This is a genomic window from Polyangium fumosum (genome assembly GCF_005144585.1).
GTDB lineage: Bacteria > Myxococcota_A > Polyangia > Polyangiales > Polyangiaceae > Polyangium > Polyangium fumosum.
Window position 1 is genome coordinate 157,027 of sequence record NZ_SSMQ01000008.1, and the last position, 17,871, is coordinate 174,897.

Below are 17,871 nucleotides of genomic sequence, written 5' to 3' on the forward strand. Positions count from 1 at the left end.
AGACGCGTGGCATCCTGCCGCGCGTGCAGCGCTCCCTCCTCCAGTACGCGATCTTCCTCGTCGTCTTCGCCCTGCTCGTGGGCGCGATCCACTACTACCTCTGGCACCGCCTGCTGCGCGCGCCGGCGCTGCACCAGCGCGTGCAGACCTGGGGGAAGCGCTTGCTCGTCGCGCTCGGCGTCGCGCTGCCCGTGTCGATGTTCCTCGTGCGGCTCTTGCCGCGCTCGGCGGGCGCGCTCGTCTCGTTCGTCGTGTACACGTGGATGGGCGTGGCCGCGCTGCTCGTCTCGACGTTGCTCGTCAGCGAGCCGATGCGCGCCGCGGTGCACGCGCTCTCGAAGCTCGCCTCGCGCCCGCTCGACGAGGCGCGGCGCAAGTTCCTCTCGCGCACGATCGCCGGTTCGGCCGGCGTGATCACGTTCGGCCTCGCGGGCTCGGGCGCGGCGGAGGCGCTCGGCGAGGTCGCGGTGCGCAAGGTGAACGTCGCGCTGCGCAGGTTGCCGAAGGAGCTTTCGGGCCTGCGCATCGTGCAGCTCACGGACGTACACGTGGGCCCTACGATCGGGCGCGCGTGGCTCGCGGAGATCGTCGGCCGCGTGAACGCGCTCGACCCGCACGTCGTCGTCATCACGGGCGACCTCGTGGACGGCTCGGTCGAGGCGCTGCGCGAGCACGTCGCGCCGCTCGGGGATCTGCGCGCGAAGCACGGCGTCTACTTCGTCACGGGCAACCACGAGTACTACTCGGGCGTGGAGGCATGGATGGAGGAGCTCGGCCGCATCGGCGTGCGCGTGCTGCGCAACGAGCACGTGTCGATCGGCGAGGGCGCGGCGAGCTTCGACCTCGCGGGCGTCGACGACTGGACGGGCGGCTCGTACGTGAAGGGGCACGGCCCCGACATGGCGAAGGCCGTGGCGGGCCGTGATCCGAACCGCGAGCTCGTGCTGCTCGCGCACCAGCCGCGCCAGATCTTCGAGGCCGCCGCGCACGGCGTGGGCCTGCAGATCAGCGGCCACACGCACGGCGGGCAGATCTTCCCCGCGACGATGTTCGTGCGGCTTCAGCAGCCCTTCGTCGCGGGGCTCGATCGCCTCGGCGAGACGCAGATCTACGTGAGCCGCGGGACGGGCTACTGGGGCCCGCCGATGCGCGTGGGCGCGCCCGCGGAGATCACGCTCCTCGAACTACAGTCCGGCGCAGCAAGCTGAAGATGCGCGCGCCAAGCTCGGGGGCGCGGAAGGGCTTGACGACGTAGTCGTCGGCGCCGCTCGCGAACGCCTCGACCATGTCCTGGCTCGACGCGTTCGCCGTCAAGAACAGGACCGGCAGCGTGACGTTGAGGTCGCGCCGGATCATCCGGCAGAGCTCGATGCCCGTCATCTTCGGCAGGTTCCAGTCGAGCACGAGCAGATCGAAGTTCTCGCGCTGCACGGTCTCGAGCGCTTCCTCCGCGCTCGTGCGGGTCGTGACGACGAGGCCCACGGCTTCGAGCATCGCGCTCACGACGTCGCGAATGTCGGGGTCGTCGTCGACGACGAGGATCTGCGCGCCTTCGCCGGCGCGCGGCGGCCACGAGCGCGGCAGGCTCGGCGGCAGCTCGATGTCGGGCTGCGAGGCGCGCGCCGGCGGCCGCGACGAGGGGCGATGGAACGCCTCGATCGCCGCGAAGTCCGCGAGCCTGCGCCAATCGCGAGGTTCGAACGCGAGGAGAGGACCCTCGAGGCCGATCGTGGCGCGCGCCGCCGCGGACGTGGCCCGTCGATCCGGACCGACGTCGAAGATGGCGAGCACCCACTCGCCGTCTTCCACCGATTCGCCGGAAGGAAGCCCGAGCTCGAGCTCGGAATCCCCGGCCGAACCGATCATCTGCTCGAACTGCCGAGGGTCGGGAAACCGATAGCAGATGCTCCGCACGCGCACACGCTACACCCAGTTCGCCCAAGGGGCTACGGGGCTAGCGCCTGACGAACGGTCCGACTAAGCTCGCGCCGCGATGGCCCTACTGCGATGGTCGCCTCTCCTCTTGGCTCTCCTCGGGAGCGGCGGCGCCTGTCATGGTTCGTCCGACCGGAGTGAACCGAAACCCGCCCCCTCCGCGACGCCGGATCCGAGCGTCGCGGGGATCGAGCTCGGCCAGCTCACGCCGCGGGAGCGGCGCGATTGGACGGCGCAGGTCTCGACGCTGCTCGCCCCTTGCGCGGAGACGCCGGTCCCGATCAGCCAGTGCATCCAGGAGAACCGGCCCTGCAAGGCGTGTTTTCCCGCGGCGCAGTTTCTCCTGAAACAGGTGCAAGCCGGGCGCAGCAAGCAAGAGCGCGAGGAAGCGTACACGGCTCGTTTTGATCCGAAGAAGGTCCGCACGCTGGTGACCGACGGCTCCCCCGAGCTTGGTCCTCCCGACGCGCCCGTGACGATCGTGGAGTGGGCGGACTTCGAGTGCCCCGCGTGCCGCGCGTTTTACCCGGTGGTCGACGACCTCGTGAAGCGGTTCCCGGGCCAGGTCCGCGCCGTCTACAAGTTCTACCCGCTGGGCAGCCATCCCCACGGAGAGATTTCCGCGCGCGCGGCGAACGCGGCGTTCAAGCAGGGCAAGTTCTGGGAGATGCACCATCTCCTCTTCGACAACCAGGATCGGCTGGAGCAGTCGGACCTCGAACGGTACGCGAAGAAGCTCGAGCTCGACGTCGCGAAGTTCCGCGTGGAGATGAACTCGGACGACACGAGCGGCCGCATCGAGAAGGACAAGAAGCAAGCCGACGGCGTGGGTCTCCAGGGCACGCCCACGGTCTTCATCAACGGCCGTGAGGTCGAGCTCGGCAAACTCACGGACCTCTACGGAGACCTCGAGGAGTGGATCAAGCTCGACCTCGAGCTCGCGGGCATCAAGCCGGCCCCGGCGCCCGCGAAGCCCGGAGGTTCGGCGATCCCCGTAGCTGGTTCGGCCGCGCCCGCAGCAGGTTCGGCGGTGCCTGCCGCCGGCTCCGCGATCCCTGCGGCTAGCTCGGCGGTGCCCGCGACGGGTCCCGCGAAGAAATGAAGGTCGCCGATCCCTGCGGCTGTTTCCCGACCGGGAGGCACTACCCCGGCATCGCGCATCTGCTCAAGGTGCGCGCCGTCGGCGTCGCCTCCGAGCTCGACGCGAGCGCGCCGTGGATCGATCTCCCGATCGCATTCCTCGACGTCGAGACCACGGGACGCAACGCCGCGCAGGATCGGCTCGTCGAGGTCGCCGTCGTCATCGGCCTGCGCGGCGACGTGGTCGCGCGCCATAGCTGGCTCGTGAACCCCGGCCGCCCGATCCCCGCCGAGTCCACCGCGGTGCACGGCATCCGCGACGAGGACGTCGCCGGAAAGCCCGCGTTCGCCGAGGTCGCAAACGAGATCCTCGCGACGCTCGCGGGCGCGATCCCCGCCGCGTACAACGCCGTCTTCGACCGCGGCTTCATGCTCGCCGAGCTCGAGCGCGCCTCGGTTCGCCCGGAGAACCCTCCGCCCGCGATGCGCCGCGAGGTCGACTGGATCGATCCGCTCACGTTCGCGCGTGAGCTCTACAAGCACGAGGGCAGCCGCGCGCTCGGTGACATGGCCGCGCTGCTCGGCATCGAGCTCGTCAACGCGCACCGTGCCACCGACGACGCCGAGGCCGCGCTGCGCGTGCTCTACGCGCTCGCCAAGGACTCGCGTGTCCCGCGCGCCTACGGCAGCTTCATCCAGGAGCAGCGCCGGCTGCTCCGCATACAGGACGAGGCCCGCGCGCGCTGGCGCAAGCCGAGCTAGGGTGAGCGCGGAAGACAAGAAACGACGCCTGCCGCTCGTGCAGGCGGGCCCGCCGCCGGACGAGCCGGACGCCGAGGATCGGCCGCCGTGGCACTGGTCCGGGATCGGCGCGGTCGCGACGTTCCTGGTCTGGCTGCCGCTCGCGGCGATCGCGGCGAAGCTCGGCGCGCGGCTCGTCGATCGGGCCGAGCTCGGCGTCCCCGCGCCGGCGGACGCAAAACTCGCGGTGCCGCTCTCGGCGCAGCTCGCGTTCATCGGCCTGCAGCTCGTGGGGTTTTTGATCGCCACGCTCGCAGGTGGATTTCTCGTGGGTCGGTTCGGCGGCAAGGCGGGGCCGAAGGAGGGCGCGGTGGGCGGATTCGTCGCGGCCGCCCTCGCGTGGGCGCTCGCGGCGGCGGCGCCCACGCCGGGCCCCGGCGCCCCGATCTGGGCCGCGCTGCTCGTCGTGCTCGGCGGGCTGGGCGCGCTCTTCGGCTTTCTGGGCGCCCGCCTGGGCGTCGCGCGCCGTCATCCCGCCGAAAAGCAGGCTCCACAACGTCACGATTGACCCCGCCAAACGCGTTTTTTTCCTCGTCGGCGGAGTGATCGTACGGTCATTCTCCATTGTGGACGGAGCGGCGGGAGCGCCTCGTCGTGGCCGTGCTGTAGGCGGCGAAGGGCTTTTCCGACGCCGAAAGTCCGTGGTACCATGTCCCCCCATGAATGCGAGCGCCACGCGCGCGGCCGAGGTCGCGCATGCGATGTCCCAGTGCATGAACCTCCTCTTCATGTTCGCGGCGCCCCGCGTGTTCGCCTCCGTCCGATCGGCCAGCCCCGAAGCGCTCGCCTCGGCGACGGAGACGCTCCGCGCGTTCGTGCGCACGGCAGAAGGGATCCGGTCTCGGAACGGCTCGCTCTCAGGCGACGTCGGCCGCGTGATCGAGGCGGCGACGCTCGTCGAGGAGATCTGCGACGCGCTGCCGGGGGGTGCTCCCATCGAGGAGCAATTGCCGCCCGGGGTCGTCGAGCCGGCGCGGCGGACGCTCGCCGTGCTCGGGTTCCCCGGTCCGCGTGAAGGCTGGGACGAATTCGAAGGCTTCTTCGTGCCGACGCCGCCGATGCCGAAGGCCTGAGGTCAGCAGCCTCGTTGCGCCTCGGCCTCCCCGCGGGGCCGCAAGATTCCGCTCTTCAAGCAGCCAGCCAGATCGATACGCCCGTCCTTGCGGAGCGGAATCGGCACGATGCCGGCCCGCACCACGAGCCTGTAGGCCTTCACGTCGGAACGCGGCCAGATGGCCGTGATCCGGGAGATGTCGTCCGAGAGCTCGATCCACTCCCCGGCGCGCAGCGTGATGTCGGGCAATTCGAGGGGACCTCCGAGGCGTACGGTCCAGCGCGTGGGCAAGAGATCGTCGCCGGGCCAGCATTGAAACCGGCTACCCACGGGAAAACGACGGCCGGCGGCGCGCCCGTCCTTCGCCAGCGTGAAGCCCATGAGCTCGCCCTCTTCATTGAACGACAGCACGTCGCGCCCGTTCACCCAGGTCCCGTCGATCTCCACCTCCGATTCGAAGGCGCCGCGCAAGCTCGACAAACGCCCCGAGGGCGTGAAGACGAGGCTCGCCCCCGGGCGGATCGTCTTTCCGAGCAGCGGAATCGGCCCGCCGAGCACCACCTCGTGCAGCCGGTCTTCGCGGCGTGGATCGAGGAAGCGGTCTTCATTGAAATGGAACATCGACCCCGGCGGGACCTCGACCTCGCCGACGTAGACGGGTGAGACGGATCGGACCCGTCGAAGGCGGCCGCGGTCGTCGCGAATCGCTCGGACGAGGTCGAACGCGCCCATCTGCGGGCCGAGCCCGAAATTGCGGAGCTCGGGCGGCACGGGCGCGTTCGCCGCGGCCGCGCGCATGGCTTCGAGCGCGTCCACGAGCCTCGCGTGCAGACGAACGAGGCGCGTCTGGCCGAACCGAGGCCCGAACACGTCAGACTCGTTGTCGAAGCCGGGATCGGCGTACAGCTCGCGAATGACGAGCCCCCGGAGCTCCGCCACGTCGAGGTCCTGATGAAGGTCGATGTTCGCGTCGAGCAAGGAATGTCGCCGGTGGACGGGGACGAGCCAGAAGCGGTAGAGCGTCAAGCGAATGCCGTCCGGCCCGATCCGGATCGAATACCGGCAGCCCACGCACAACGTGACGACGATCCCGAGCCCCCCGAGGACCCAGGCCGAAGGCAGGGAGAGGAGCACCGCGAGAAGCCCCCCGAACACGAGCGCACCGGCGCCTCCGAAGAGCGCGCCGGTCTCGTCGAATCCCGCGCAGTGTGTCTCGCCATCGATTGTCCAGACGAACATTGTTCCGAGGCAAACTATAGGCTCTGCGACCACGTTTGACAACCTCGACGTTTGTCCCGGGTCGGTTTTTTTCAACGGGTGCGTCCCAGGGCAAACTCTGGGTACGTCCGGCCGAACCCGCCCGAAGCGGACGCGCAGCCCCCCGGGGCCGGCCGGGCGGCGCGTGGCGCGGACGGCGGCGCCGCGATAAGCTCGGGGCATGTTGCCCCCGTGGGAGCACCCCGACTGGTACGACCTGCACGACACCACCTTCACGGCCGGGCCCGAGCGGGAGCCCGAGCACCACCGCGAGCTCGTGCTTTCGCTCCCGCCGCTCGACGCCGACGACCACCTCGTCGACGTCGGCGCCGGTACGGGCAAGCTGACGCGCCTCATCGCCGCGGCGTACCCCGAGCTCGGCCGCATCACGCTGGTCGAGCCGAACATCCAGAAGATCATCCGCGCCGAGCGGTCGCTCGCGGAAGCCCTGACGCGCTCCTCGACACGCATCAAGTCGATCGCGCAGGGGCTCGGCGAAGGGGGGCTCGCCATCACGCCGCTCGCCACGGTCGTCACGGTGGGCAGCGTGCTCATGCCCATCATGGAGCTGCGCGGCGGGACACTCCGCGACGGGCTCGCGTGGCTCGATCGTGCGCTCGAAGAGCTCGCGGCCATGCTCGCGCCGAACGGGACCTTGTTCCTCGTCGAGACGCTCGGCGCGCCCTGGGCTCACGGCGGGCTCGACGGGCCCGTGCGCAGGCTTCAGCTCCCCGAGCTGGAAGAACGCCTCGACGTAGCAGGCCTCTCGTCGATCGAGTGCACGTACCGCTTCCGCGACCGCGTCGTGCTCCGCGCCCAGCCGGGCATCGACGAGGGGGACGGCAATGCGACGCGGGTCATGATGAACGCCGGGTTGTCCGCGCGCGGCTGAATACAGGGGCAAACCTGGCGATCGAGCGTCGTCGGATCGACGCGGCGCTCGGTCCCTAAGGAGGGCACCAGACCCGCGCCGCGGAGATGCTGGGAATGCCGCGGCCGCGATGGAAAGGAGAAGGGGGGTGCGAAGGGCGTCCGGCCGTCAATGGCCGTTCGTCGCGGCAATCCAGGCGGCGAGATCCTGTGGGGAGAGGTCGAGAACAGCGTCGCCGACCCAGGCGGCGAGGCGTCCGATCGAGCTCGCGGTGGCGCGAGGTGACCTGGGTCTCGAGCACGGTCGCGGTGAGCGGTCCCTCGCAGCCGCGCAGGCCGCGCGCCGGAATGCTACTTGCCGTGCCCCGGTCCGAGCACGAGCTCCATCTTCGCCACCGGGTCGAAGTTCTCGACGTGCGGCGGGTGATGGCATTGCGAGACGCACGATTGCGGATCGGGCTTCAGGATGATGAGCCCCTCCGCATCCGGCTTCCTCGCGTGGAGCGACCCCGGCCCGTGGCACTCCTCGCATTGCACGTCCTTGAGTTTGTCCACGAACGTGACTGTCGAGCCGCCGGGTTTGTCGTAGCCCGTGACGTGGCAGCTCACGCAGTCGAGGTTGAACTCCTTGAAATCCTTCTGCAGCGTCGCGTACGCCTTCGCGTGCGCCGTGCCGTCGTAGACCTTGCGCTCCTCGTCGTGGCAAACCGTGCACGCCTCGATGCCGATGAAGGTCGCCTTCCCCGCCGCCGCGGCCACGGGCTTGCGGTCGGCGAACGCCGTGCGGTTGTGCTCGTTCACGCGCTTGTAGTAATCGACGAGCTTCGTCGCCATCGTCGGGTCGGCGCCGAGCTTTTCGCGCACCTCGACGAGCTTGTACCGGAAAAAGCTGCCCTTCGGCGAAGGCATCGGCTCTTCGAGCTTCGCCCGCTCGGCGCGCAGCTTTTCGAGGTCGGATTTGCGCGCGGCGAGATCCTCGGCCTTCACCTTGCCGCCCTTTTCCCACGATTGAATGCGCGTCTCGAGGTCACGAATGCGGCCCGCGAGCGAGACGAGCTCCTCGGCCCGCTCGATGCCGCTCGCATCCGCGAACGCGAGGACCTCCGAATCCCGCGCCCGCACGTAAAGATCCACGACGCCCACCGTTTGCAGGTGGTTCGAGGTCTCCACGACGAGCGTCGAGCCCACGCGCATCGGCGGCTTCGGCGCGTCGTTGTTGTGGTCGGTCTCCTGCGGTTTGCCGAGCACCAGCACCGCGAGTTCGGGAATCGCGTCCGCGAGCCGCAGCGCCTCGCCGCGCGGGATCGCCGCGAGCCCCACGAGCACGCGCGCGCCCTGCTTTTTCGCCTCCGCGACCCCCGCCTTCATCGCGTCGACCGCGGGCTTCGTGCGGATTCCGTCGGGGAGCTTCCCCGCGCGATCCCGCGGCTCGGCCACGCCGATGATCCCCACCTTCACGCCCGACACCTCGCGCACCACGACGCCCGTCACGCCGGGCACGCCGTCCACGTTCCCCGCGAGCAGCGCCGATCCCGCGGCCGACACGTACTTCGTGAGCGCCTCGCCGCCCGCCGCCCAGTCGTTCAAGCCCGGCGCCCACGCCACGAGCCCAAGTTCTTTCGCCGCCGCCGCGAGCGTCTCCGCCTTCCACGACTGCTGCGTCACCTCCTCGGGCCGGAGCGTCGGCTCGCCGAAGAGCATCGGGCCCGCGCCGAGCACCAGGCTCGCAGGCACGGCGGCCGACTCCGCGCGGAGGAACGCCGCCAGGTGATCGACGCCTCCGAGCTGATCCTTCGTGCAACCACACGGCTCGATCGCGCCGGCGACCGTGCTCAGGAGGTACAGGCGTACCGTCGGCTGCGCGGCAACCGCGTCCTCCTCGGCCGTGACGGCGGGAGGCGTCCGGCACCCCTGACACGCGGCCACGGTGGCTCCGAGGACAAGGGACACGATGAGAGCCGTGCTGGGAAGCGCGCGAGGCATCGGACGGCTTGTAGCACAGCGCGCGACGCTTCGTCGCCGGCCGGCCGCCGCGCCCCTCAGCCCCGCGAGCGCCGGGACGACTTCGGCAGGGCCGCGTATTCGTGGCCGAAGACCTTCCGATCGAGCGTGCGGCCCCGAGCATCTCGCATCGAAACGCGCCAGCGGACGTGCACGCGTTCGCCGAGGTCGAGCGTCGGCCCCCACACGGTGTGGTGGGCGAGCACGCGCGAGGGCAAGCGAATACGTTGGCGGCCCACGTGGACGTCGCCGTCGGGAATCACGACGACGTCGCCCTCCCCGAGCACCTCGTGGCTCGTATCCTCGAGCGCGTAATGCAGGGTCGTCGGCACGTGGGCGCGCCCTTCGATCGAATAACGCACGGTCGCAGAGAGGCGCGTCCCCGCCGCGACGCCGAGGATGCTTCCTTTGCCGACGCCCGCGGCGCCCTGGCACCGCGCGAGTGGAAAATCCCCGAATGGACCCATGCGGACGGGGACGTGGGTCGCATGCCACCGTCGCTGCAAAATCGCCTGCGACTGGTCGAGCGCCCGCATATCCGAAATGTACTGCGCGCCCTGAAACTCCAGATCCCCGTCGGACGTCTGCAACGCTTCGAGCAGGGCCCCGGTGAAACGCGCGCGTCCTTCCCCCTCGGTCCCGACGCCGATCCGCGTCGCCCGCGCCGCCGCCACCCGCAGGCCTTTGCGCGCCTGCGCCACCGCCTCGACCCATTTCGGCACGACGTCGTCGTCGGAAACGGCGCCCACCACGAGATCGAGGACGAAAAGCACGGACGGCGCGGGCACGCGCTCGAAATGGCGAGCGAGCGCCTCGGCGCCAATCCATCCATCCGCGACGTGAAGCCCCTTGTCCGTGGCCCGGCCCGAGAAATACACCACGAAGAACGGTGTGCTCTCGCGGGACGCCGCGTCGAATGCGCTATTGACGGCCTTTTTCGTGGCGTCCTCGCCCACGAGGCACGTCGCGACGGTGCCCGTGGGGCCGAGCGCCCCCGTGAACAGGTGAAACACGTCGCGGGCATTGGTCTCTTCGCACCCGAGCTGCGACACGCCGGGCACCCCGAGGCAAACGACACGATGACTGGCGCTGGGCGGAGCCATGACGACTTCCCTGGCGCGCGTGCAGGCCCGAGCAGCACGTCCGGGCGAGGCGCGACCTGGGCCGGATACTGAACGAAGTTTCAGTCCATGTCAACAGGCTCGCGATCCAGGTTCGGCACAGGATCCACTGCGGAAAAAGGCCTGTGGTTCCAAGGGGACGAACAGGCGTTTCGTTGGATGGAATACGTGCGTCGGGGCGCCTCGACCGGAGTGAACAGGGTTCGGTTGTTCAGTAGTACAGCGGGAGCCTCCGGTCGAGGCGGGCGGGCGACGGATCAGGCCGCTTTTCCGGGCTTCTTGTCGTGGTGACGGCCCTTCTTCTTGTCGTGGCCGCCCTGCTTGAGGCCCTTCGCGAGCTTGCGAACCTCCTGGGCCTCGTCCTTCGTGACCGTGCCGTCCTGCGCGGCGCGCTTGACGGCGGCGCGGACCTCGGTCGCGCTCGCGTCGAAGGCCTTGCGGCGCGCGGCGCGGTCGGCCTCGGGGAGGTTCTTCTCCTTCATGTGGCTCTCCATGCGTCCGCGGGCCTTCTCGATGCGCTTCTCCACGTGCTTCGTGAACTGCTCGGCCGGGATCGGGAAGGCGATGCGTGGCTTCTTGCCGGCCTCGTCCTTGGCCTTGGCGCCGGCCGGGGCGCTGCCCTCACCCGCGAAAGCGACCGTGGGCGCGGCGGCGAAAGCGAGGCAAAGAGCGACGGCGAGGGGGCGGAAGAACGAGGGGACGTACGTCATGGCTGGCTCCTTGGGACAGCGCCTTGTCTCGGCGCTCGCGAGGAGGAATTGCACGCGCCGTGCCGAGCCCGTTCGCGCGACGTATCCGCGATTTTCGCGGGAAATCGGCTGCGGAGGAGTCGCCGCGGGGGCGACGTGCGGAGAGTTCGGTGCGGCGCGGGCTCCGCACCACGCGCGGGACGTCAGAACACGGGCGGCGCGAAGGGGAGGATCGTCTTCAGGTCCTTGTCGTTGAAGCGGAGCTGAAGGCCGATGAAGTAATCACGCCGGTCGGCGTTCAGGATGTCGTCCACGCCGCCAAGGAGCCACAGCTTGCGGATGAACTCGTACGCGAGCGCGACCCTCCAGCGCGGCGAGACCTGCTCGCCGAAGCCGAAGAGGTCCTGGCGGAGCTCGAATCGATCGTCGAGCAGGTGCAAGTCGAGGCCGATGCCGCCGGTCGACTCCTTGATGCCAAAGCGGCCCGTGAAGGGGCCGAATCGCTTGGCGAACTGGAACGAGAAGCGGAAGGCGTTCGTCGTGACCGTGCGGACCTCGCGGTAATGCGGCGGGTCGTTCGGGTTTGTCGTGTCCACGTCGATCTGCTCGAACGTGGTGAGGCCGCGCGGGTCGTTGACGAGCTCGATGAGGTAATACTTGTCCTCGGACGGCTGGAGGCGCAGCTCGACGTAGCTCTTGATGGTGTTCGCGAGGAAGTTGTAATCGGTCCGCAGGCCGACAATGGTCTGCAACCGGCCCATGCCGCCGACAAGGTCGCCGACGTCGCCGACGGCGCTCTCGACCTCGTTGATGAGCGTCTCGTCCTTCGAGAGCTTGCCGAGCGTGCCCTCGCCCCGATCGATCCGCGCCGCGACGTTGTCCGCATGGGCGAGCGCGCTCTCGAGCGAGCTCGTCGCCTTGTCGATGCGCGTCGCCGCGTTCCGGAGCTCGCCCCCTTTGCCGTTCTCGCCGGGCGCGCTCGTCATCTTGCGGATGTCGCCCGTCACCTGCCGCAGGTTGTCGAGGATCGCGTTGATGTTCGGCTGCGAGTTCTGCGTGATCGTGTTGATGTTGTTGATCGTGTCGCGGACCGCCGTGCGGTTCTCTTTGACGGTCTCGTTCAGCGCCTCGGTCACCTCGGCGAGGTTTTTCAGGATCTTTTCGAGCTGATCCTTGCCCGTGTCGCTGCCGACGGTGCCCTTCAAGGACTCGGTCACCGTTTTGACGTCCTTCAGGATCTCCGAAACCTGCCCCTGCAAGGACTGGATCGAGGGCTCTTCGATGTAGTGCGTGATCTGCCCGCGATCCGGGATGCGCGGCGTGCCTTCCGTCCCGGGCGCCAGCACGATGTAGTATTCGCCGATCAGGCTCGTCGCGCGCTTGCCAATGGCGGCATCGTCGTAAAGCGGGGCCGTCGGGAACATCTTGATGTCGACACGCGCTTTGCCGCCGTCGAGCCAGATGCGGTCGACCGTGCCGACCTGGATGCCCTGGATCATCACGCGCGAGTGAGGCGCGACGCCGGTCACGTCGGGCAAGTATGCCCAGACGCGATAACCGTTCTCGGTGCCCGCATCCGGCGAGATGAAGCGATACGCGCCCCACGCCGCAGCCGCGAGCGCGACGGTCATCAAGCCGACCTTGGCGCCTTTATTGACCTCGATGCCCAAGCAAACCGAGCGTACCACGGAAATGCCGAAGAGACGCGCGCGTTTCGCGTGGTCACTGCGACGATCACCAGGGAGCGACAGGCGCGCCGAAATTTGCTACCACCTGGGGCATGCGTGGCGGAGCTCGGGCAGCGCTCGTGACGTTCGCGCTCAGCGGGATGGGCTGCGCCGGCGCCGCGCCGATGACGCCCGCCCCTGGGGCGCCGGCCACAGAATCGCAAGCCAGAGGGGACGCGCCGGCGTGGCTCCCCGCGTACACCGACGCGCAGCGGGAGTTGCTCGCCCCCGTCGACACGCCGATTCAGGTGCCCGCGCCGCGCGTGTATCCGGACCTGCATCGGTTCGAGTACGCAGGCCCCGCGCGCCTCGACGACATCAAGAGGACGCTCCGGTTCTCGACGTTGATCATCACGGTGATCGAGAAGTCACCGCGGCTCTACGCGCTCGACAAAGCGGCCCCTGAGCTCGCGAACCTGGTCGCGCAGTACGGCCCGCCCCCGGCCGCAGAGCCGGATCCGTGGCAAACGGTGGAGGTGGTCCGCAAGGACCGCGCGCTCTCGCTGGTTCCGGTGAAGCTCTCGGACGAGGCGAAGGCGTCGCTCGCGACAGCGCGATCGAAGCGCGACGCGGGCGAGACGAAGGCCGCCGTCGAGGCGTTTCGCGCGGCGCGCGGGTTCACGCGGGCCGCGGGGATCGCGCTCGAGCTCGGGGAGATGCTCGTCGCGCAAAAGCATCCGCAGGAAGCACGCGAGGCCTTCGAAGACGCGATCCGCATCGACCCCACGCTCGCGACGGCGCACCTCCGGCTCGCCGAGCTCGCCGAAAAGCGAGGGGAGCGCGAGGAGGCGCGCCGCAGGCTCGCCGAGGCCATCGCGTTCTGGCCCGCCTCGCGCCGCGCGATGGCCCTGGCCGACCGGCTCTCGAACGGCCTTGCCTCGTCGCGTCACACGCGCCTGCCCTTGTTCCACGTCTTCCTCGACGTCGACAGTGCAGGCGCGATCCACGTCGGCTCCTCGGGCGGCGATCCCGCGCGGATCTACGCTGGCTGCCGCGCCGTGATGCGCTACGAGCCCGAGGTCCGCGCGCGGATCTTCGAGCAGCCCGAGGACGTGCCCTACCACCTCACGATGATGGAAGAGCTGATCTGCCTGGAGTCCGCGATCGGGACGTACATCGCCGCGCGGATGTCGAAGGAGGGCGCGCCCGCGGATCCGGCGATGGAGGCGCTGCTCGAGGTCGCCCACGAGGAGGGGCTCGGCGGATACGTCATGACCGAGATCCTGGGCCGGCACCGTCCCGAGCGGGCGCGGGGAGCGCCACGCGAGGTGCATCAGGCCATGGTGCGCTACGTCGAACGCACGATGCTCGGCGCGCCGCTCGTCGCCGACCCCGCGCAAGGGGTGTACACGGCGGCGCGTTGACACCACCCGGAGATCGTCGATGAACGCTCATGCGCGCCGATTGCACCGAGGTCCGTCCCTCCTCCACGCGCTCGTTTGCTCGCTGCCCGCCCTGGCCGCCCTCGTGCTGCCGCTCGTCGCCTCCGCCGAAGCCGGCGCGCTGCGCGTCACCTGGAAGCCAGCCGTTTCGTCCCCACACCCCGCCGCGAAGGCCGGGCCCCGCGAAGCCGCGCTGCTCGGCCTCTGCGGGCCCGCCGACAGCGCGCTCATGGAGGTCGCGGGCCTCGTGGCGCGGCGCCAGCTCGACGGGGCGAGCGCGCTGACGGCCGACGAGCTCGCCTTCGCGCTGCGCGCCGCGGGAGACCCGCACGTGTGGCCGAAGGCGTGGTCCTTGTCCGGGGTGAACCTCGACGACGCGGACACGGAGACGCGCTTCAAGGGATGGATCAACGGGCTTCGGGCGCTCGGCGCGCGGCGGTGTGGGGTCGCGAAGCTCGACGGCGAGGGAGGCGCGTCGGTCGCGACGGTGATCACGTTCGACGCGCTCGCGGACATGGCGCCCGTGACGACGGCGGCGCGCGTGGGGCAATGGATCACGCTGGAAGGGACGATGCTCGTGCCGGCCTCGGGCGTGCAGGTCGTGCTGCTCGGGCCACGCGCGGCGCCGCGCACGGTGCCGAGCTCGCTGTCGGGCGGGAAGATTCGCTCGACGTTCGCCGTGGACCAGCCCGGCGCGTGGCTCGTGCAGGTGCTCGCGACGGTGTCGACGGGACCGCGGCCCGTGCTGGAAACGACGATCTACGCCGGGCAAAAGCCGCCGAGCGAGTTTGTTCGAGCCGCGGTGCCGGGCGAGGAGGCCGCGGCGGGCGCGAAGGACGACGCGGACGCGATGCTGCGCATGATCAACGCGGCGCGGATCGCCGAAGGTCGCAAGCCGCTCGTGCGGGACGCGGCGCTCGACAAGGTGGCGCAGGCGCACTCGGAGGAGATGATGAAGGCGCGGCTCGTCGGCCACGACGTGGGCGGCGGCGATCCACGCAAGCGCATCGAGGCCGCGGGGATCCAGGCGACGATCGCCGGGGAAAACGTGGCGAGCGCGAGCTCCTTGCCGAACGCGCACCGGGCGCTCTGGGCGAGCCCGTCGCACCGAGGCAACCTGCTGCTGGAGCGATTTTCGCGCGTGGGGGTGGCCGTGTCGCGCGGGACGGATGGGTCGTACTGGGTGACGGAGCTGTTCTCGGGGTCGTGACGCTCAGTTCTTCCCTTCGTTGGAGGTCGAAGGGTTTTCCGGCTGGGATTTGCGGCGGAGGGGGACGAGCTGGGGCTCGGACGAGGGCTCGGGTTGGATGGTGCAGTGCTCGAGGCCGTGGGCCTCGCGCATGCGCGCGGCGACGGCCTGGACGACGTCGGTGCCGTGAAAGCCGCGCGCGATGACGATGTGCACCGTGAGCACGTCGAAGCCCTCGGAGATCGACCAGACGTGCAGGTCGTGGAAGCCCACGACGCCAGGCACCTGCAGGAGCGTCTCCTCCACGTGCGCGATGTCGACCTCGATGGGGCTGCCCTCCATGAGCACGTGCGAGGTGTCGCGCACGAGCTTGAAGCCGCCCCAGCAGATCAAGAGCGCGATGACGCCGCTGATGACCGGGTCGGCCCGGGTCCAGCCGAGCGAGAGGACGAGCACGCCGCCCACGATCGCGCCGACGGAGCCGAGCGCGTCGGAGAGGACGTGCGCGAGCGCGGCGCGGGTGTTGATGTTGTGCCCCTTGTCCCCCAGCGAGAGCACCGCCGCGGCGAGGAGGTTGACCACGAGGCCGCCCACCGCGGTCGCCGTCATGGCCGTGCCGTCGATCGAGCGCGGCTCCTGGAAGCGCTGCACGGCCTCGCCGAAGATCCACACGGCCGTGAGCGCGAGCGCGACGCCGTTCGCGAAGGCCGCGAGCACCTCCGCGCGGCGATAGCCGTACGTGCGGGCGCGCGTGCGCTGCTGCGACGCGATGCGCTGCGCGATCATGGCCAGCGCGAGCGCTGCCGCGTCCGCGAGCATGTGGCCCGCATCCGCGAGGAGCGCGAGGCTGCCCGACAGGAAGCCGACGATCGCCTCGACGACCATGAAGCCCGCGGTGATCGTGAACGCCACGACGAGCCGTCGGATCGGCGTGCGCCGTAGCTCACTCAGGCCATGCGCGTGGCCGTGGTCGTGGTCGTCGTGCGCGTGGCCCTTCGTGCGTTTGTCGTGCGCGTGGTCGTGATCGTCGTGCGCGTGGTCGTGATCGTGATCGTGCTCATGACCGTCGGGATGCGCGTGGTCGTGATGCGCGTGGTCGTCGGGATGCGCCGCACGGGCCATGGCCGGGAGGGTAGTCCATCCACGCGCGGGCGAAGACACCGATCGACGCGCTCGGGCCCTGGGCCCTGCGCTCGGGCGGGCCGAGCGGGTCAAAACTTGGCGGGGGACGGGCTTCGTTGACTATGCTCCGCCCCATGGCCGAACCGTCGGACCGCCTCGTGTGGGTGGATCTCGAGATGACCGGGCTCGATCCACAACGCTGCGCGATCGTCGAGATCGCGACGATCATCACGGACTGTAACCTCCGCGTCGTGGAGGAGGGCCCGAACCTCGTCATCCACCAGCCGCCCGAGGTGCTCGCCACCATGAACGACTTCGTCCGCGACCTGCATGCGCGTTCGGGGCTGCTCGAACGGATCCCGGCCTCGAACGTCACCCTCGACGACGCCGCCGCGCAGACGCTCGCCTTCGTGCAGAAGCACGTGACGAAAGGGACGGCGCCTCTGTGTGGAAACTCCGTCTGGAAGGACCGCGAGTTCCTCGACCGCTACATGCCCGCGTTCGTGGCGCACCTGCATTACCGCATGATCGACGTGTCCACGCTGAAGGAGCTCGTGAAGCGGTGGTGTCCCGAGCGGCAGGCGCCGAAGAAGAAGGAGACGCACCGCGCGCTCGACGACATCCGCGAATCGATCGAGGAGCTCGCCCATTATCGATCGCTGCTCTTCGCCCCCCTCGCGCGGACCTGAAGATCGCCGTGTAAGGCGAAGCCTCGGGCCTCGTTCTCCTGCACACGCCACGGAGAACGGAACCCGCCATGATCGCCCGCACCCGCCTCGCCTCGACAATCGCCCCCGTCCTCGCCTCGATCGCCCTCCTCGCCGGCTGCGGCGGCGCACCTTCGCCGATGGCCGACCCCCAGGCCTACGCCGCCGCGCGGCCCGAAATGGTCGCGCCCGCCGCGCCCCCGCTCCAGCGCTCGTACTTCACGAAAGACGTCACCGGCGCGCTCACCGAGCAGGACCTGCAAACCGTGCTCGAAGCCCCGATCGATCTGCAGCTCCCCGCCCGCATCGGCGTGATTCCCCTGGCCGAACCGTTTGACCCGAAGGGCGCGCCCTCCCTCGGCCTCCGCAACACCGCGTCGCACCATTTCGCCAAGGCCCTCGCGGGAAACCCCCATTTCTCGCAGGTCACCGACATCTCGACCGATCTCCCGAACGTGGGCGGAATCGAGGGGCTGCGCGTGATCGCCGCCCGCTACCGGCTCCGGTATCTCGTCCTTTATTCGGAGCGCTTCGAGGACAGCACGCACCTGAACGGCTGGGCGTGGCTCTATCCAACCGTGATCGGCATGTTCCTCGCGCCCGGCGTGACGGTCGAGAGCCAGGGGATCGCCCAGGCCGATTTCCTCGACGTACGCACGGGGACGATCCTGTTTTCGGTGACCGAGCCGCTCCAGGTGTCGAAGAAGGAGCAGATGATCGGCGCGGCGCGCTCGCACCGCGACGAGCAAGGGAAGATCGCGGCGGACGGGGCGCGCTCGCTCGCCAAGCGCGTGCACGTCCAGACGAACGCGCTCGTCGCCTTCGCCGAGGCCACGCACGGCATGCAGCCGAGGCCGAAGCTCCTGCCCCCGCCCGTCGTCGCGTCCTCGCCCGGGACGGGCGTGGCCTCGGAAATGGGCCTCGCCAAACCCTGAA

17 protein-coding genes are annotated in these 17,871 nt (G+C 69.8%); 10 read left to right on the forward strand and 7 right to left on the reverse strand.

What is annotated here, in order from left to right; translation table 11 throughout:
* Window positions 1-23 precede the first annotated feature (23 nt).
* Entirely contained in the window at window positions 24-1,208 is a 1,185-nt protein-coding gene (locus E8A74_RS10400; RefSeq protein ID WP_136928800.1) for a metallophosphoesterase, read from the forward strand.
* Here E8A74_RS10400 and E8A74_RS10405 read toward each other — a convergent pair.
* The gene (locus E8A74_RS10405) at window positions 1,171-1,914 is read right to left on the reverse strand and encodes a response regulator transcription factor (protein ID WP_136928801.1); all 744 of its coding nucleotides are present in this window, start codon (window positions 1,912-1,914) and stop codon (window positions 1,171-1,173) included. The two genes, E8A74_RS10400 and E8A74_RS10405, sit on opposite strands and share 38 nt — an antisense overlap.
* 79 nt (window positions 1,915-1,993) lie before the next feature.
* Between E8A74_RS10405 and E8A74_RS10410 the strand changes: the two genes are divergently transcribed.
* The 4 genes from E8A74_RS10410 to E8A74_RS10425 all read left to right on the forward strand — a co-directional run bounded on the left by E8A74_RS10410 (window position 1,994) and on the right by E8A74_RS10425 (window position 4,889).
* On the forward strand, window positions 1,994-3,037 hold the full coding sequence (locus E8A74_RS10410; RefSeq protein WP_136928802.1) for a DsbA family protein: 1,044 nt from the start codon (window positions 1,994-1,996) through the stop codon (window positions 3,035-3,037).
* Window positions 3,034-3,777: a 3'-5' exonuclease gene (locus E8A74_RS10415; RefSeq protein ID WP_136928803.1), complete on the forward strand. Its 744-nt coding sequence runs from the start codon at window positions 3,034-3,036 to the stop codon at window positions 3,775-3,777. Before E8A74_RS10410 ends, E8A74_RS10415 begins: the two co-directional genes overlap by 4 nt.
* 1 nt (window position 3,778) lies before the next feature.
* Entirely contained in the window at window positions 3,779-4,324 is a 546-nt protein-coding gene (locus E8A74_RS10420; RefSeq protein ID WP_136928804.1) for a hypothetical protein, read from the forward strand.
* Window positions 4,325-4,475: 151 nt separating this feature from the next.
* Entirely contained in the window at window positions 4,476-4,889 is a 414-nt protein-coding gene (locus E8A74_RS10425; RefSeq protein ID WP_136928805.1) for a hypothetical protein, read from the forward strand.
* Window positions 4,890-4,891: 2 nt separating this feature from the next.
* Here E8A74_RS10425 and E8A74_RS10430 read toward each other — a convergent pair whose 3' ends face one another.
* Window positions 4,892-6,109: a hypothetical protein gene (locus E8A74_RS10430; protein WP_136928806.1), complete on the reverse strand. Its 1,218-nt coding sequence runs from the start codon at window positions 6,107-6,109 to the stop codon at window positions 4,892-4,894.
* A 199-nt stretch (window positions 6,110-6,308) separates the two neighbouring features.
* Here E8A74_RS10430 and E8A74_RS10435 point away from each other — a divergent pair, with 199 nt between their 5' ends.
* Window positions 6,309-7,019 carry a small ribosomal subunit Rsm22 family protein gene (locus E8A74_RS10435; RefSeq protein ID WP_136928807.1) on the forward strand — a complete coding sequence of 237 codons (711 nt, stop codon included), beginning with the start codon at window positions 6,309-6,311 and terminating at the stop codon, window positions 7,017-7,019.
* A gap of 329 nt (window positions 7,020-7,348) precedes the next feature.
* On the opposite strand, the gene E8A74_RS10440 is transcribed toward E8A74_RS10435, so the two are convergent.
* The 4 genes from E8A74_RS10440 to E8A74_RS10455 all read right to left on the reverse strand — a co-directional run bounded on the left by E8A74_RS10440 (window position 7,349) and on the right by E8A74_RS10455 (window position 12,478).
* Entirely contained in the window at window positions 7,349-8,947 is a 1,599-nt protein-coding gene (locus E8A74_RS10440) for a multiheme c-type cytochrome (RefSeq protein ID WP_232379478.1), read from the reverse strand.
* A gap of 89 nt (window positions 8,948-9,036) precedes the next feature.
* Window positions 9,037-10,101, reverse strand: coding sequence for a hypothetical protein (locus E8A74_RS10445; protein WP_136928809.1), 1,065 nt, complete (start codon window positions 10,099-10,101; stop codon window positions 9,037-9,039).
* A gap of 275 nt (window positions 10,102-10,376) precedes the next feature.
* Window positions 10,377-10,829, reverse strand: coding sequence for a hypothetical protein (locus E8A74_RS10450; RefSeq protein ID WP_136928810.1), 453 nt, complete (start codon window positions 10,827-10,829; stop codon window positions 10,377-10,379).
* A gap of 182 nt (window positions 10,830-11,011) precedes the next feature.
* On the reverse strand, window positions 11,012-12,478 hold the full coding sequence (locus tag E8A74_RS10455; RefSeq protein ID WP_232379479.1) for an MlaD family protein: 1,467 nt from the start codon (window positions 12,476-12,478) through the stop codon (window positions 11,012-11,014).
* 110 nt (window positions 12,479-12,588) lie between these two features.
* Between E8A74_RS10455 and E8A74_RS10460 the strand changes: the two genes are divergently transcribed.
* Both E8A74_RS10460 and E8A74_RS10465 read left to right on the forward strand, forming a co-directional pair.
* Window positions 12,589-13,899, forward strand: a complete 1,311-nt coding sequence (locus E8A74_RS10460; RefSeq protein WP_136928812.1) for a tetratricopeptide repeat protein — start codon at window positions 12,589-12,591, stop codon at window positions 13,897-13,899.
* Window positions 13,900-13,918: 19 nt separating this feature from the next.
* Window positions 13,919-15,127 carry a CAP domain-containing protein gene (locus tag E8A74_RS10465; protein WP_136928813.1) on the forward strand — a complete coding sequence of 403 codons (1,209 nt, stop codon included), beginning with the start codon at window positions 13,919-13,921 and terminating at the stop codon, window positions 15,125-15,127.
* 3 nt (window positions 15,128-15,130) lie between these two features.
* Here E8A74_RS10465 and E8A74_RS10470 read toward each other — a convergent pair whose 3' ends face one another.
* The gene (locus E8A74_RS10470; RefSeq protein WP_136928814.1) at window positions 15,131-16,228 is read right to left on the reverse strand and encodes a cation diffusion facilitator family transporter; all 1,098 of its coding nucleotides are present in this window, start codon (window positions 16,226-16,228) and stop codon (window positions 15,131-15,133) included.
* A gap of 134 nt (window positions 16,229-16,362) precedes the next feature.
* Between E8A74_RS10470 and orn the strand changes: the two genes are divergently transcribed.
* Window positions 16,363-16,917 carry an oligoribonuclease gene (gene orn / locus E8A74_RS10475; protein ID WP_136928815.1) on the forward strand — a complete coding sequence of 185 codons (555 nt, stop codon included), beginning with the start codon at window positions 16,363-16,365 and terminating at the stop codon, window positions 16,915-16,917.
* A 68-nt stretch (window positions 16,918-16,985) separates the two neighbouring features.
* On the forward strand, window positions 16,986-17,870 hold the full coding sequence (locus tag E8A74_RS10480) for a hypothetical protein (RefSeq protein ID WP_136928816.1): 885 nt from the start codon (window positions 16,986-16,988) through the stop codon (window positions 17,868-17,870).
* Window position 17,871 lies beyond the last annotated feature (1 nt).

Bases quoted from the DNA above. Each gene is read 5' to 3' on its own strand.
- E8A74_RS10410 (WP_136928802.1), top strand. From the start codon at position 1,994: ATGGCCCTACTGCGATGGTCGCCTCTCCTCTTGGCTCTCCTCGGGAGC.
- E8A74_RS10415 (WP_136928803.1), top strand. From the start codon at position 3,034: ATGAAGGTCGCCGATCCCTGCGGCTGTTTCCCGACCGGGAGGCACTAC.
- E8A74_RS10425 (WP_136928805.1), top strand. From the start codon at position 4,476: ATGAATGCGAGCGCCACGCGCGCGGCCGAGGTCGCGCATGCGATGTCC.
- E8A74_RS10430 (WP_136928806.1), bottom strand. From the start codon at position 6,109: ATGTTCGTCTGGACAATCGATGGCGAGACACACTGCGCGGGATTCGAC.
- E8A74_RS10435 (WP_136928807.1), top strand. From the start codon at position 6,309: ATGTTGCCCCCGTGGGAGCACCCCGACTGGTACGACCTGCACGACACC.
- E8A74_RS10445 (WP_136928809.1), bottom strand. From the start codon at position 10,101: ATGGCTCCGCCCAGCGCCAGTCATCGTGTCGTTTGCCTCGGGGTGCCC.
- E8A74_RS10450 (WP_136928810.1), bottom strand. From the start codon at position 10,829: ATGACGTACGTCCCCTCGTTCTTCCGCCCCCTCGCCGTCGCTCTTTGC.
- E8A74_RS10460 (WP_136928812.1), top strand. From the start codon at position 12,589: ATGCGTGGCGGAGCTCGGGCAGCGCTCGTGACGTTCGCGCTCAGCGGG.
- E8A74_RS10465 (WP_136928813.1), top strand. From the start codon at position 13,919: ATGAACGCTCATGCGCGCCGATTGCACCGAGGTCCGTCCCTCCTCCAC.
- E8A74_RS10470 (WP_136928814.1), bottom strand. From the start codon at position 16,228: ATGGCCCGTGCGGCGCATCCCGACGACCACGCGCATCACGACCACGCG.
- orn (WP_136928815.1), top strand. From the start codon at position 16,363: ATGGCCGAACCGTCGGACCGCCTCGTGTGGGTGGATCTCGAGATGACC.
- E8A74_RS10480 (WP_136928816.1), top strand. From the start codon at position 16,986: ATGATCGCCCGCACCCGCCTCGCCTCGACAATCGCCCCCGTCCTCGCC.